Annotated in this window: 13 protein-coding genes; 1 reads left to right on the top strand and 12 read right to left on the bottom strand. The window is 73.4% G+C overall.

The window, feature by feature from the left end:
• Positions 1-5: 5 nt before the first annotated feature.
• From QOZ89_RS03365 to QOZ89_RS03395, 7 genes are all read right to left on the bottom strand, one after another.
• On the bottom strand, positions 6-209 hold the full coding sequence (locus QOZ89_RS03365; protein ID WP_083419167.1) for a heavy-metal-associated domain-containing protein: 204 nt from the start codon (positions 207-209) through the stop codon (positions 6-8).
• Between the two features lie 297 nt (positions 210-506).
• The gene (gene hemB, locus QOZ89_RS03370) at positions 507-1523 is read right to left on the bottom strand and encodes a porphobilinogen synthase (RefSeq protein WP_071050859.1); all 1017 of its coding nucleotides are present in this window, start codon (positions 1521-1523) and stop codon (positions 507-509) included.
• A 157-nt stretch (positions 1524-1680) separates the two neighbouring features.
• Positions 1681-3537, bottom strand: coding sequence for a bifunctional uroporphyrinogen-III C-methyltransferase/uroporphyrinogen-III synthase (locus tag QOZ89_RS03375; RefSeq protein WP_312622930.1), 1857 nt, complete (start codon positions 3535-3537; stop codon positions 1681-1683).
• Positions 3538-3541: 4 nt separating this feature from the next.
• Positions 3542-4732, bottom strand: coding sequence for a hydroxymethylbilane synthase (gene hemC, locus QOZ89_RS03380; protein ID WP_397428667.1), 1191 nt, complete (start codon positions 4730-4732; stop codon positions 3542-3544).
• The gene (locus QOZ89_RS03385) at positions 4729-6240 is read right to left on the bottom strand and encodes a glutamyl-tRNA reductase (RefSeq protein ID WP_071050862.1); all 1512 of its coding nucleotides are present in this window, start codon (positions 6238-6240) and stop codon (positions 4729-4731) included. The genes hemC and QOZ89_RS03385 overlap by 4 nt, the downstream gene beginning before the upstream one ends.
• Positions 6237-7340 (bottom strand): redox-sensing transcriptional repressor Rex, encoded by a 1104-nt coding sequence (locus tag QOZ89_RS03390; RefSeq protein ID WP_083419163.1) that lies wholly within the window; start codon positions 7338-7340, stop codon positions 6237-6239. Before QOZ89_RS03390 ends, QOZ89_RS03385 begins: the two co-directional genes overlap by 4 nt.
• A gap of 448 nt (positions 7341-7788) precedes the next feature.
• Positions 7789-8082: a glutaredoxin family protein gene (locus QOZ89_RS03395; protein WP_071050863.1), complete on the bottom strand. Its 294-nt coding sequence runs from the start codon at positions 8080-8082 to the stop codon at positions 7789-7791.
• Positions 8083-8492: 410 nt separating this feature from the next.
• On the opposite strand from QOZ89_RS03395, the gene QOZ89_RS03400 reads away from it, so the two are divergent.
• The gene (locus tag QOZ89_RS03400) at positions 8493-9392 is read left to right on the top strand and encodes an HAD family hydrolase (RefSeq protein WP_071050864.1); all 900 of its coding nucleotides are present in this window, start codon (positions 8493-8495) and stop codon (positions 9390-9392) included.
• Here QOZ89_RS03400 and QOZ89_RS03405 read toward each other — a convergent pair.
• The 5 genes from QOZ89_RS03405 to proC all read right to left on the bottom strand — a co-directional run bounded on the left by QOZ89_RS03405 (position 9389) and on the right by proC (position 14525).
• Entirely contained in the window at positions 9389-11116 is a 1728-nt protein-coding gene (locus QOZ89_RS03405; RefSeq protein ID WP_491723639.1) for a lysophospholipid acyltransferase family protein, read from the bottom strand. The genes QOZ89_RS03400 and QOZ89_RS03405 overlap by 4 nt on opposite strands.
• Entirely contained in the window at positions 11113-12153 is a 1041-nt protein-coding gene (locus tag QOZ89_RS03410) for an NAD-dependent epimerase/dehydratase family protein (protein ID WP_071050865.1), read from the bottom strand. Before QOZ89_RS03410 ends, QOZ89_RS03405 begins: the two co-directional genes overlap by 4 nt.
• A gap of 145 nt (positions 12154-12298) precedes the next feature.
• Positions 12299-13288: an SAM hydrolase/SAM-dependent halogenase family protein gene (locus tag QOZ89_RS03415; protein WP_083419164.1), complete on the bottom strand. Its 990-nt coding sequence runs from the start codon at positions 13286-13288 to the stop codon at positions 12299-12301.
• A gap of 159 nt (positions 13289-13447) precedes the next feature.
• A complete protein-coding gene (locus QOZ89_RS03420; RefSeq protein ID WP_003948845.1) occupies positions 13448-13546 on the bottom strand; it encodes a 30S ribosomal protein bS22 in 99 nt (32 codons plus the stop codon).
• Between the two features lie 178 nt (positions 13547-13724).
• Positions 13725-14525 carry a pyrroline-5-carboxylate reductase gene (gene proC / locus QOZ89_RS03425; protein ID WP_071050867.1) on the bottom strand — a complete coding sequence of 267 codons (801 nt, stop codon included), beginning with the start codon at positions 14523-14525 and terminating at the stop codon, positions 13725-13727.
• Between the last annotated feature and the right edge of the window lie 173 nt (positions 14526-14698).

Below are 14698 nucleotides of genomic sequence, written 5' to 3' on the forward strand. Positions count from 1 at the left end.
GCACGTCACACGAGCTGATAACCAGCCTCTTCGACGGCGGCCCGCACCGTCTCGCGATCAAGGGGAGCCTCGCTGGTCACCTCGGCCGTGCCGGACGCGAGGCTGACCAGGACCCCCGAGACCCCCGACAGGTGGGATAGCTCCTCGGTCACGGCGTTCACACAGTGCCCACAGGTCATCCCGGTCACGGTGTACGTGCTGGCGACCATGGCTTCCTCCATGCTTCGTATCCGGTCCCGCCGGTATCCTCCGGCGGCCCCACAATGATACCCCCAGGGGGTATCTATGAACCAGAGATGTGTGCCTTCGAGGTGTCCGCCGAGCGTCACGACGTCACCAGGAGGACGTCACCAGGAGGTGGTGGGACCGCATGGGCCGAGCCGCCAGGAAATGCCTCGGCGGCCTCGGCATCTGTCGCCGAGGCCGCCGACGGAGTCAAGCGGGATGAGAAACGCCCATTCCGGGCGAGCGGGCCGGCCGGCCACCCACATGGGCCGGACGCGGCGCTAACCGTGGGCGAGCCTGGTGGCTACCTCGGTTGCCCAGTAGGTGAGGATGATGTCCGCGCCGGCGCGGTGGATCGCGGTGAGCGTCTCGTGGATGATCCGGTCGCGGTCGACCCAGCCGTTCGCGGCGGCGGCCTCGACCATCGCGTACTCCCCGGAGACCTGGTAGGCCGCCACCGGCACGTCCACCGTGTCGGCCACCGCCCGCAGGATGTCCAGGTACGCCAGCGCGGGCTTGACCATCACCGCGTCCGCGCCCTCGGCCAGGTCCAGCGCCACCTCCCGCAGCGCCTCGGCGGCCGAGCGGGCCGGGTCCTGCTGGTAGCCGGCCCGGTCGCCGAACTGGGGCGCGCACTCGGCGGCCTCCCGGAACGGGCCGTAGAACGCCGACGCGTACTTCGCCGAGTACGCCAGGATCGGCAGGTCGCGGTAGCCGGCACCGTCCAGGGCGGCGCGGATCGCGCCGACCTGGCCGTCCATCATCCCGCTCGGCGCGACCACCTCGACGCCCGCGTTCGCCTGCGCCACCGCGATCGAGGCGTACCGCTCCAGGGTGGCGTCGTTGTCGACGTCGCCGGTCTCGGTGAGCAGCCCGCAGTGGCCATGGTCGGTGTACTCGTCCAGGCAGAGGTCGGCCATGATCGCGACCGATCCGCCGACCTCGGCGACGAGGTCGGCGATCGCGAGCTGCACGATCCCGTCCGGGTCGTCCGCCGCGGAACCGCGGCCGTCCTTCACCGCGGGCACACCGAACAGGATGATCCCGCCGACGCCGGCCTCGGCCGCCTGGGCGGCGGTCTTGCGCAGCGAGTCGCGGGTGTGCTGGACGACGCCCGGCATGGACACCACCGGCACCGGCTCGGTCACGCCCTCCTTGACGAACACCGGCAGGACCAGGTCCGCCGGGTGCAGCCGGACGTCCGCGACGAGGCGGCGCAGCGCGGGCGTGCGCCGCAGCCGCCGCGGCCGCGCCAGCGGGAAACCAACGCCGCCGCCCAGCCCGGCCGCGGCGCTCACCGGTCGTCCCTCGACGGGCCGCCAGCCCCCGGCCGCCAGGCGACCCGACCACAACGCGACCGGGGCCCGACAGCCAGACCCGAACCGATCGCAAGGAAGCCGTAGAAGCCGGCCAACAACCCAACCGGAACGGCACGACGGCAGGCGACCACAGGATTCATCGCCGGCCCCGCCGGGGCTTGGGCAGGCGGGCGGCCAGCGGGCCGACCTTGCCCAGTTCCTCGCGGTGCTCGGCGGAGAACTCCGCGAGCGCGCCGACCAGCGCGGAGATCGTCGACTCCGGTGCCTGCACGTCGACCCGCAGGCCCAGCTCCTGGGCGGTCTCGGCGGTCTTCGGGCCGATGCACGCGATCACGGTCGTCTCGTGCGGCTTGCCGGCGATGCCGACCAGGTTGCGCACCGTGGAGGACGAGGTGAAGACCACGGCGTCGACCCGGCCGCCCTTGAGGGCCTCGCGGATCGGCGCGGGCGGCGGCGCGGCACGCACCGTCCGGTAGGCGGTGACGTCGTCGACCTGCCAACCGCGCTCCTTGAGCCCGGCCTCCAGGATCTCGGTGGCGATGTCGGCCCTCGGCAGCAGCACCCGGTCGAGCAGGTCGAGCGAGCTGTCGTACGGCGGCCAGTCGGCGAGCAGGCCCTCACTGGACTGCTGGCCGGAGGGCACCAGGTCGGGCCGGATGCCGAAGGCGCGCAGCTCGTCCGCCGTCGCCTCGCCGATCGCGGCGACCTTCACGCCGGCGAACGAGCGGGCGTCCAGGCTGCGCTCCTCGACCTTCTCCTGCACGGCCCTGACCGCGTTGACGGACGTGAACGCCACCCACTGGTAGCGGCCGGAGACCAGGCCGGTGATCGCGCGCTCCATCGGGGCGGCGGTGCGCGGCGGCTCGACGGCGATCGTCGGCACCTCCAGCGGGCTCGCGCCGTGCGAGCGCAGCAGGTCCGACAGGACAGCCGCCTGCTCCTTGGTCCGCGGCACCAGGACGGTCCAGCCGAACAGTGCCCGGGTCTCCCACCAGGACAGCTTGGCGCGGGTCGCGACCACGGGACCGATCGACAGGACGACCTGGGTCGGCGGCTGGCTCGAGTTGGCCAGCAGCGGTGCGCAGTCGGTCTCGATCCGGTCGAGGGTGGAGCTGACGGTGCGCTGGTCGGTGGTGGTGCCGTCGACCGTGACGGCCGTCGGGGTGTCACCCGGCCGGCCATGCTCGACGAGCGCCGTGGCGACCTTGCCGATCTCGCTGGGCGCCGCGGTGATCACCAGCGTGCCCGGGGTCTGGGCGAGGCCAGCCCAGTCCACGTCGGACATGCCCGCGACGGTCCCGCCGCCCAGGCCGCCGAACCCCCCGCCCAGGCCGAGGCCGCCGCCCAGGCCGCCACCAAGCCCACCGCCCAGCCCGCCGGAGCCCAGGCTTCCTGAGCCCAGGCCGCCGCCAAGCCCACCGCCTAGGGTGCCGCCGAGCGGGCGGCCGATCAGCCCGCGCGACGACCCGAACGGCGACGAGCCGAGGCCGCCCGTGTCCGGCCCGAACGGCGAGGCGACCGGCAGCTCTCCGCTGGACGAGAACACCCCGCTGGTGCTGGCGAAGGTCACCGGCAGGCCGGGGGCGACGCCCGCGTATGTGGAGACAGCGGCGCCGGTCGCGACACCGGGAATGACCTTGTACGGGATCTTGGCCTTCGCGAGCGACTGCGCGTCGTTCGCGCCGATCCGGGTCAGCCATGGGTCGGACGCGTAGAGCCGGACGACCTTGTCGCCGGCTCGTGCCCGGCTGACAACCGCCGCGGTGGCGGCCTCCGCGTCCCGGATCGGTTTCGGCGCGTCCAGGTCGCCGATCCGCAGCACCTCGGCGGTGAGCGGCTCGAGGATGCCGGGGGCGACATCCGGGTCGGCGACGACGACGTCGGCGGCGTTGAGGGTCTCGACGGCCAGCACGGTCAGCAGGCCGGGGTCACGGGGCCCGGCGCCCACGAGGGCTACCGGGGACACGGGCTTTTTCGTTCGTCGGGTGGCCATGACGTCAGCGGGTTCCCATCAGCGTGTGTGCTCCGGCGGACAGCAGGTCGTCCGCGAGGCGCCTGCCGAGCGCCTCCGGGTCGGCGGTCGGGCCGATGAGCTCGCGCCGCAGGACGGTCCCGCCGTCCGGCGACGCGACCACCGCGCGCAGGCAGACCTCACCAGCGCGAGAGGGCTGGCCGCTTCCGCCTGCTGGCTGCCGGCTCCGTTCGTCAGCAGACATCTGCCCACGAGAGGTGCTGGCACCACCAGCCGCGGGCACGACCCGCGCCAACGCGCCGACCGGCGCGGTGCAGCCCGCCTCGATCGCCGCCAAAAACGCGCGTTCCGCCCTGACCGCCACGGACGACGGTGCATCGTCGAGCACAAACCGTAGCAGCCCGGCAAGCGGAACCTCAACTCCGCTTCCCGGGGTAGCCGACCCGTCGGCCCCCGTCACATTGCCGTCCGGGGCCACTGGGCAACCTGTCGTCACACCCGTCGGAGCCGTCGCCGCGATCAGGCACTCGATGGCGAGCGCGCCCTGCCCGGGCGCCGGAAGCATCACGTCCGGGTCCAGGATCTCGGTCACCGCGTCGAGCCGGTCGAGGCGGGCGAGCCCCGCTTTGGCGAGCACCACGGCATCGACCTCACCGTCGATCGCCTTCTTGATCCGGGTGTCCACGTTGCCACGGATGGCCACCACTTCCAGGCCAAGGCCGAGCGCGAGCAGCTGGGCGGCCCGCCGCGCCGAGCCCGTGCCGATCCGCGCGCCGGGGCCGAGCTCGGCGAGCCGCCGCCCGCTCGGCGAGATCAGCACGTCGCGGACGTCCTCGCGCGGCGGGATGGCCGCAAGCGTGATCCCCTCCGGCTGGGCTGTGGGCAGGTCCTTGAGCGAGTGCACGGCCAGGTCGATCTCGCCGGCGAGCAGGGCGTCGCGCAACGCGCTCACGAACACCCCGGTACCACCCAGCTGGTTGATCGCCGCCTTGTTCCGGTCGCCCTCGGTCACGATGTGCACCAGGTCGACCTCGACCCCGAGCCGGGCACGCAGCTCGTCGGCCACCATCCCGGACTGGGCGAGCGCGAGCGCCGAACGACGGGTGCCCAGCCGCAGCCGGGCGGGCGTCGGGCGGGGCACCGACGACCCGTCGGGTGCCGGAGCCGTGAGCGCCGGCGTGAGCGAGGCGAGCGACAACGGGGAAGGAGGTGTCACGGCTGCTCCAGCAGGTCAGGGGCCGAGACGACGGCCGGCACCTCACGGGGGAGGTCGAACAGCTCGCGCAGTGCCTCGGCGTAGGAATCGCCGGCGGGACCGTTCGCCAGCTGCTGGACCCGCACTGTGGGTGCGTGCAACAGCTTGTCAACCACCCGACGGACGGTACCGGTCACCATCTCCCACTCCCGGGCATCCAGGCCGGGGAGCCGGCCGCGTAGTCGGTCGAGCTCGTCCTGCACGATCGCGGCGGCCTGGGCGCGCAGGGCCACGACCGTCGGCGCGACCCGGACAGCGCCGCGCCGGTTGAGGAAGCCGGTCACCTCCGCGGAGACCAGCGAGCGCACCGCCTCGACATCGTGCGAGACCTGCGCGCCCTCGAGCGCGGCACGCAGGGACTCCAGATCGACGAGCACGACGCCGGGCAGCTCGCGCACCACCGGGTCGATGTCGTGCGGCAGCGCCAGGTCGAGGAACACCAGCGGCCGGCCCGCCCGGGCGGCGAGCGCCGCCTCGACCATCTCGTAGCTGACCACGAGCCCGGTCGCGTCCGTGGAGGAGACGACCAGGTCGGCCTGGCCGATCTCATGCGGCAGGTCCGCGAGGCCGACCACCTGGGCGCCGTGGTTCTCGGCGATCGCGGCCGCGCGCGCGGGCGTGCGGTTGGCGACCACCAGCTCCGCCGCACCCGCCCGCCGGACGGTCGCCGCCGTCAGGCCGCCGACCGCGCCAGCACCGATGATCAGCACCCGGCAGCCGTCAAGCGGCAGGTCCGCCCGCGGCGCCCCGGCGACCGGGCCGCGGACCTCCCCGCGGACCTCCCCGATCGGCTCCGCCGATCGGGCAGGAACCCCGGGCTCCGCCGATCGGGGAGGAACCCCGGAGTCGGCCGACTCGTCCGCGCGGCGTTGGCTGACGAGTGCGCCCGCGACCAGCGAGGTGGCGTCCGTGGAGAGCCGCTCGGGACGGCGGACTTCCAGGCTGCCGGCCGCGATCTGCAGGCCCACGGAGACGATCGAGGCGCCGGCGGCGTCGATCGACGTCTCGCTGTGCGCCCGCTTGCCGACCCGCAGGGCGGTCTGGAACAGCGCGGCCAGCGACCCGCCGGCGGCTCCGGTGCCCTGGGCGCCGCGAAACGCCGTCCGGACCTGCCCGAGGATCTGGCTCTCGCCGACGAGCATCGAATCCAGCCCGCAGACGACGGTGAACAGGTGCCCGACCGCGCGCGCCTCGTGGTGCACGTACAGGTGCGGCGACAACTCACTCAGATCGACGCCGCAGACCCGGGACAACTGGTCGGATATGTCAGCGAGGCCGCCGTGGAAGGTGTCGACCTCGGCGTAGATCTCGGTACGGTTGCACGTGGACAGGACCACGGCCTCGAGCACGTGGTCGGCCTGGACGAGATCGCTGAGCACCTTCGGAACGTCGTCGCCCGACACCGCGGCCAGCTCCAGTAACGAGTTCGGCGCCGTCCGGTGATTGAGGCCGACCGCGAGCAGGCTCACGCGCTCTCACTTCCCGCGCCCGAGGACGCGCCGGCACCGCTGGCCACGCCCTCCGCGCCCTGGCCGGTCCGCGCACGCGTCACCGTCGGCGCCGAAGACGCGGCGATCTCGCCGCCGGCACCGGGCACCTCATCCAGGCGAGGCTCTTCCTGCCGCCGTGCCGCTGTGATCCGTTGCATGCGCACGATCCCGTCCGTCCTGCCGCCCGTGCCCGCGCCGTCCGCCTCGACGCCCTGTATTCCAACGCCACCGACGACGGCATCCGTCCCGCCGCCGGTGAGGCCACGACTACTTAGGCCACCCTCACCGGGACCGCCGTCGCCAGGGCCGGTGCCCTCGTGACCGCCGGCCTCGTGTCCACCGGGGGGCGCGTGGTCCTCGCGTGGTGCTCCCACCGGCAGCGTCCCCAAGGCCGCGGGCCGGACACGTCCACCGGTGGCCGGGCGCTTGCGTGCCTCGTGGAACGACAGGATCTGGAGTTCGACGGCCAGATCGACCTTACGCACGTCAACCCCTTCGGGGACGGTCAGGACGACCGGCGCGAAGTTGAGGATGCTGGTGACACCGGCGGCGACCAGCCGTTCACAGACCTGCTGCGCCGCCCCGGCTGGGGTGCAGATCACACCGATCGTCACCTGGAAGTCCTCGATCAGTCTTTCCAACTCGTCCACGGGGCGGATCCGCACACCGCCGACGACCTCGCCGGCGCGCGCCGGGTCGGCGTCGACGAGCGCGGCGATCCGGAACCCGCGAGCCGGGAACCCGCCGTAGCGCGCGAGCGCGTGCCCGAGATTACCCACACCTACCAACATCACGGCCCGGTCCTCGGTCAGCCCGAGGCGCGCCGAGATGCGGTCGAGCAGGACGTCGACGTCGTAGCCAACTCCTCTGGTCCCGTAGGAACCCAGATGTGAGAGGTCCTTGCGCACCTTCGCCGGAGTGACCCCGGCCGCGGCGGCGAGCGTGTCCGACGACACGGTCGAGACGCCCTCGTCCCCCAACGAGGTGAGCACCCGCAGGTAGAGCGGGAGACGGGCGACAGTCGCCTCAGGGACAGCGCTGGCCCGGTTCTCCCGGGCTGTACGCCGGGGCTTGCTCATGACACGCGGCTCCTGTGGCGGCCGCTTCGCGTCCGCCTTTCGGGCGCTGAGCGCCCTCCTGGGTGGTGTGGGGGCAAGGTGTTAGCGGTGGCCAGGCTGATCGCGGGTCGGTGAGGCGGTCGGGTGGCGTCAGCGCCGATGCGCCGCCGCCCGTCGTGGCTGGGCTGAAGCGCCGCGCCGGGCGGCGGAGCCGCCCCAGGATCCGTTGAGTCTACGACTTCGTGAAAGGCTTCACAAAGTTTGCGCCGACAACTCGGCAGACGCACCCGTCCGCGCCGACAACGGATGGGGACCAAGGTCAGATATCCATGAGGCCGAAAGCCTTCAACGCCCGGGACGAAAAGCCACCAGAGCCCGGCCAGCCGGCACCGTCCAGCCCGCACACCCAGCCGGACCGGGTGAGCCAGGTCGGGCGAGCCGGTGGGTCCGTCGCCGGCGGGCGACGCGCTCAGCGCAGCGACCAGCGGCGCCCGCCGAGGGCGTCGCGCAACCGGGCCTCCTCGACCCGCCAGTAACCATGCTCCCTGCCGTCGACCAGAACGACGGGCACCCGGTCGCCGTACTCGTCCGCGCGGGCCTGCTCGGCGTCCACGTCCAGCTCCCGCCAGCCGACGCCGGTCTGCTCCGCCACCCGGACGACCGCCGCGCGCGCGTCGTCGCACAGGTGGCAGCCCACCCTGGTCAGCAGCGTGATCCGAGGCGCGCCACCGGCCGCCTCGCCCACCGTGTCAGTCCCGCCCATCGGCCCAGCCTTCCCGCCTGGTCATCACCCTCACCATTTATGCACGACCCGTCGGGCTCGTACCGCGAGCCCGACGCGGCCATGCGCGCATCGGTGAGGTAACGGGGATCGGTCGGGTAGCCGACCTGCGACGCGCACCGGCAGAGGCGCCGTAGGCTCAGGTGCGCATGTCCGCACGTGACCGCCAGGGCCGCGGGCGGACTGGCCAGCGGGCCGCCGAAGCGACCGGGGCACACCGGCATCGTTGCCGATACCAGCGGGCCGGCTGCCCCACGCGGCCGGTCGGCGGCCGGGCGGCCGACGGCCCGTGCCGCGGCGGGGTGACGCGCGGCACGCCGCACGGCGCCCGCGACGCACCGTGGACATACGCGACCATGGTCACGACGCGCCGTGGACAGCCGGGAGATGAGATGTGGTTGCGACCACGCAAGGATGAGCCGACCCACACGGACGCGGCGGCCGCCGACGCCGCCGACGCCGCCGCCACGGCCGCGTTGAAGACGGCGGCCCAGGCGTCGCCCAAGCCGCCGCCGGACCCGACCGCGGCCGCGTTCTTCGACGTGGACAACACGATGATGGCCGGTGCGTCGATCTTCTACTTCGCCCGCGGCCTCGCCGCCCGCGACTTCTTCGACTCTCGCGACCTGCTGAAGTTCGGCTGGCAGCACGTCAGCTACCGGCTGCGGGGTCTGGAGGACCCGAACGGCATGCACAACGCCAAGGAGGCGGCGCTCGCCTTCGTCGCCGGCCGGGAGGTCAGCGAGATCGTCCGCTACGGCGAGGAGATCTACGACGAGCGGATGGCCGAGCAGATCTACTCGGGCACCCTCGCCCTCGCCCAGCAGCACCTGGACGCCGGCCACCGGGTGTGGCTGGTCACGGCCACTCCGGTGGAACTGGCGTCGATCATCGCTCGGCGGCTGGGACTGACCGGCGCCCTCGGCACGGTCTCCGAGGTGATCGACGGCCGCTACACCGGCCATCTGGTCGGCGACCCGCTGCACGGCCCGGGCAAGGCCGCGGCCGTGCGGGCGCTCGCGGACCGCGAGCACCTGGACCTGGCCCGCTGCTGGGCCTACTCGGACTCGATCAACGACCTGCCGATGCTGTCCCTGGTGGGCAACCCGGTCGCGGTGAACCCGGATCCGGACCTGAAGACGGCGGCCAGGGAACGTGACTGGGCGGTCAAGGACTTCCGCACCGCCCGCAAGGCGGCCAAGGTCGGCATCCCCACCGCCGCCGGCCTGGGCGCCCTGGCCGGCGGCGTCGCCGCCGGCATGGCCCTCAAGCGCCGCTATGCGGATGTCTAGAAGAAGACCGAGCGGCGCTGCATGAGCAGGCCGTAGAGGGTGTGCTGGATGGTCTCCCGGATGCGGTCCGTGAGCTCGAAGACGAGCATCGGGTCCTCGGCGGCGGCCGGGGTGAACGGCGCGGTCGGCACCGGCTCACCGAACTCGATCAGCCATTTCGACGGCAGCGGGACCATGCCGAGCAGGCCGAGCCACGGGAACGTCGGGGTCAGCGGGAAGTAGGGCAGGCCGAGCAGCCGGGCGACCGTCTTGGCGTTGCCGAGCATCGGGTAGATCTCCTCGGCGCCGACGATGGTGCACGGGATGATCGGCACCCCGGTGCGCAGCGCGGCGGAGACGAAGCCGCCGCGGCCGAAGCGCTGCAGCTTGTAGCGCTCGCTGAACGGCTTGCCGACGCCCTTGAAGCCCTCCGGCCAGACGCCGACCAGCTCGCCCTTGCCGAGCAGCCGTTCGGCGTCGGCCTGGCAGGCCAGGGTGTTACCGGTCTTGCGGGCGATCGGGGCGAGGAACGGCAGCGAGAACACCAGGTCGGCGGCGAGCATCCGCAGGTAGCGGTGCGCCGGGTGGTGGTCGAGCAGCGCGACGGCGGTCATCAGCGCGTCGATCGGCAGCGTCCCGGAGTGGTTCGCCACGACCAGCGCGCCGCCGGTGTCGGGCACGTTCTCCAGCCCCCGCGTCTCGACCCGGAAGTAGTTCCGGTAGACCGGCCGCAGCAGCGGGGCGACGACGTGCTCGGTCAGGTCCGAGTCGAAGCCGAGCTCGTCGACCTCGTAGTCGCCGGTGATTCGCCGGCGCAGGAAGGCGAGCATCCCGGCGAGCGCCCGTTCCAGGCCGGCGGGCTCCGCCATCGGCGCCGCCGAGGTGTCCGGGACCGCGCCCACGTCCGCCGCGTCGACGGTGACGCCGGCGCCGAGGGCCGCACCGTCGTGGTGTTCGCCGTCGTGATGTTCGCCATCCCGGTGCTGCCCTGTCGGGCGGCCCAGCAGTCGCTCGGCCCTGTCCTCGGGATGTTCCGGCTCCCCGCCTGACACCGCCGTGGCCGAACGGCCCCGGCCGGTGCCGGTCCTGCCGGGCCGCGCGCCGGCCGCTTTCGTGGTGCGCGCGCGCGGCACGTTCCCCGCGCCGGTCCGTTCGGTCGCCGCGTCCCCCGCGGTGGCGCGCCTGGCGGCGGCCTTGGCGGGGGCCGCCCTGGCGCCGGAGTCCTGAGCGTCCTGAGCCGCCGGCGGCTGGGCCGCATCGGCGGAATCGTGGGCCGCGTGTGCCGCCACCGTGCTCTCCTGGGCGTCCCCGCCCTCGGCGACCGCGGGGGCGACCGGCCGGGCGGTCCGTGACCGGGTGGAGCCCGTCCGCGCCGCCCCGCCCGCGGCGCCGGTCCGCCCGGTGGGGCGTCCCGAGGTGGTTCGCCTGGCCCTGGGGCGGGCCGGCTCGCCGTCCGTCCTCGGTCCGATCGACGGCACCGGGCTCGGGGGCGACGCGGCACCGGCGGGCCGGCCACCGCCGGCCGGCTCGCCGTCGGCGCGCGCCCGGCTTACGGACGGCCCGGCACCCGGCTGCTCGGTCCCCGGCCGTTCATCGCTGGGCCGCCCGCCACCGGGTTTCGCGGCGCCGAGCGGCTCGCCGCCGGACCGGTGGACGCCGGTGCGCCCGGCCGCCGCGCCACGGCGGGCCGACCGCGCCAGCGGGATGATCTGGGCTTCGCCCGGCGGCGGCTCGGCGGTGGTCACGACGCACCCACCAGGCGGCGGCGGGCCATCAGGCCGAGCAGCGCGCGCTCGGCCTGGACGACACGTTCAGAGTCGATCGTCGGACGCAGCCCGCGCTCGCGCACGAAGCTGTCGAAGGCGGCGGCCGTCGTATACCGAGGGGTGTAGCCGAAGACCTCACGCAGCCGGGTGGTGTCGACCGCGCGGCCGTGCGCGAGGAAACCGACCTGCTCGGGTGGGAAGTCCACGATCCGCAGGCGGCTGGCGAGCCGGGACAGCGAGCTGACCGCCGGCAACGGCACTGGCACCGGCGGCCGGCCGGCTCGGCGTACTGCCTGGGAAAGAAGAAGGATTCCGTCGCCGGCGACGTTGAAGGTGCCGGCGTGGCCGCCGGCGGCGGCGCGCAGCAGCACCGCGAGCGCGTCGCTGGAGTGCAGCAGCTGGATGCGCGGGTCGAAGCCGAGCACGGTCGGCACGACGGGAAACTCGAAATAGCGCGCCAGCGGGCTGTCGACACCGGGACCGAGAATGTTCGCGAACCGCAGCACGGTGACCGCGATATCCGGCCTGCGGCGGCTGAAACCCCGCACGTAGCCCTCGACCTCGACCGCGTCCTTGCCGTAGCCGCCGCGCGGTAGCGAGCGCGGCTCCATGTCCTCGGTGAACAGCGCCGGGTCACGCGGCGACGAGCCGTAGATGGTCGTCGTCGACCGGACCACCAGCCGGGTGACCGTGTCGGACTTCTGACAGGCGGCGAGCAGCTGCATCGTCCCGATGACGTTGATCTCCTTCATCGCGGTCCGGCCGCCGGCCGCGACCGGGTTCGCGATGAGGTTGAGATGCAGCACCGTGTCGATCGCGGACGTGGCGATCACTTTGGCGATCAGCGGGTTGCGGATGTCAGCGCGCACGAACCTCGTGCGGCCGAGATCATCGTTCGGGGGAACGGTGTCGACTCCGATCACCGTCTCGACCCGGGGACTCGCGGCGAGCGCTCGGGCCACGTCGGCGCCGAGGGGACGGGACACACCGGTGACGAGCACGCGGCCGCGTTTCATAGGCGGGGTCTCATGTGGGCTCCCGGGACGCCGGTCGGCTGCGGTCCGTGTGGTCATCGTACGCCTGCCCACGGGCAGCTCCACTGCGCAGCGTTACCAGATTTCCCGTCGCAGCCCCCGCGTCACCGGCCGCCGCCCCGGCCGGTCAGGTCAACGCCGGCAGCCGCACGACCGGGGCGGCGGCCCTGGCGGCGCCCGGATGCGGCTCGCGCGGAGGCTGGCCGATGACCACCGCGTCCCCGCGCCGCAACCTCAGCAGGTCACTGGCACGGCCGCAGTTGACCGCGAGCATCACCCGGCGCAGCGAGTCCTCGCACAACGCCACCTGACCGACCGGAACGTCGCCGTAGGTGTAGGTGAACGGGAGCGTCGCCTCCCGGCCGGCGGCGCGGATCTCGACCCGGTCGCCGAGCAGCATGCCGGCGGCCTCCAGATCGACCCTGGTCACGTTGAGTGACAGATTGCCGAAGTGGTCGACGGCCAGCACCTGGGCGTGGACGTGGTCGTCGTCCACGACGCAGGACGGCCGGGTGAACCGAACGAGCGAGTCGGCGTCGATGCGCGGCCCGACCTCGGCGAGGGCGAGCCCAGCCGCGATCCGGGCGGCGACCGGGGCGTAGACGTCCCGGCCGCGGAACACCGCGCTCGGCAACGGCAGCCACAGCGCCGGGTTGGAGATCTCATGCGCGGCCGCCACCCCGCCGAGGACGTCCCAGGCGAGCGACGTGAGCCCGTTGTCCGGGGCGACGAACGTCGACCCGTCGGCGGTGCGGATCGCGACGCCGCGCGCCCCAGGCGTGACCGCGGAAATGACCTCGCGGGCGGGGATTCCGGGAGTGCCGTCCGTGTTCGGGAGACCCGCCGCGTCCAGCCGCTCGACGACGGCGAGATGCACGCCGACCGGCAGGTAGCACACGCTGTCGGCGAGCAGCCCCGCGCCGTGCTCGATGTCCTGTTGGGCGACCGCGTGGCAGACGTCGAGTACACGCACCTGCGGCGCGTGCCGGGCGATGACCCCGTGACACACGCCAACACACGTGTCCTCGAGCCCGTAGTCGGAGAGGAAGCTGATCCACCCCATCGATCGCGCCGCGGCACCATCCACCGCGCCCGTCATCACCCCGGCCGACGCCATCTCTCGCACTCCCGAACCCGCCGCGGGGCGGCCCCGTTGCCGCCCGTCAGGCAGCCTCCCACAGGGCCAGGGCCTCAACCGTCGAGGCCACTGCGAGGAAACCAGCTGGATACATCAGGCGGGCCCTGACGGGCGCTCCGCGCCCGTCAGGCGCCAGCCCTACTTCTTGTTACGACGCTGCACGCGGGTCCGCTTGAGAAGTTTGCGGTGCTTCTTCTTGGCCATCCGCTTGCGACGCTTCTTGATAACAGAACCCACGAATACGACCGATCTGTGTGGAGGAGAGCTACCGAGCGAGCCTACCGCCCAGCACCGGTGTGGATGGGTGGCCGCCTCGACACGGCATGCGGTGGTCGGACGGTACCACCGAGTCCGGGAGGGGCCGCCCAGCGCGGTTGGCGGCCGCGGCGGGACTGGCCCTGTCGGCAGAGGCCAGCTAGCTGGAGCGACCTAGTTCGGCCGAGCGGTCGCGGGCGGCCGTGAGGGCGTCGAGGATGGCCGCGCGCACGGCCCGGCGGTCGAGCTCGAGCAGCGCGGCGGCGGTGGTCCCGGCGGGCGAGGTCACCGCCTCGCGCAGCAGCGCCGGATGCTCACCGGTCTCCCGGAGCATGCGGGCCGATCCCAGCGCCGTCTGCACCATCAGCTCGGCCGCGAGGGGCCGGGGCAGGCCGAGCAGCACCCCCGCCTCGACCATGGCGTCGAGCAGGTAGAAGAAGTATGCCGGGCCGCTGCCGGACAGGGCGGTGATGGCATCCAGCTGCGTCTCGGGGACCCGGACCACCCGGCCGACGGCGCCGAGCAGGGCCTCGGTCCGGTCCAGGTGCTCGTCGCCCGCGTGCCGGCCGGCGCACAGTGCCGACATCGCCTCGCCGACCAGCAGCGGAGTGTTCGTCATCACGCGCACCACCGGCGTTCCGGCCGGCAACGCGTCCTGCAGCGCGGTAAGCGTGATCCCCGCCGCCAACGACACGACGAGCGTGCCGGCCTCGAGCACGCCGCCGATGTCCGCCAGCAACGCGGCCGTGTCGTGCGGCTTGACGGCCACGACGACCACGTCCGCGCCGGCCACGGCCTCCTTCGGCGCGGCCCCCGCGACGCCGTGCTCATCCGACACCGCCGCCGCCCGGGCCGGGTCCTTCTCGGCCACGACGATCTCCCTCGGCTCGACGCCGGAGCGCAACAGCCCAGTCAGGAGCGCCTCCCCCAGCCGTCCCACGCCCACGATCGCCACAGTCATGCCCACTCCTCCGCCCAAACGCGCCCAACCGCCCGCCAGCGCCGCCCCGCCGATTCGCGGCACATGGTTCTCGTACATGCGACCTTGTCGGGCCCAGGGGACGAATCGGCGGGGACCCTGCGACCGCTCCATGTGGATCCTGCGACCGCTCCATGTGGATATGGAAACTAGCG

It is taken from the genome of Pseudofrankia coriaricola (assembly GCF_032027725.1).
Classification (GTDB): domain Bacteria; phylum Actinomycetota; class Actinomycetes; order Frankiales; family Frankiaceae; genus Pseudofrankia.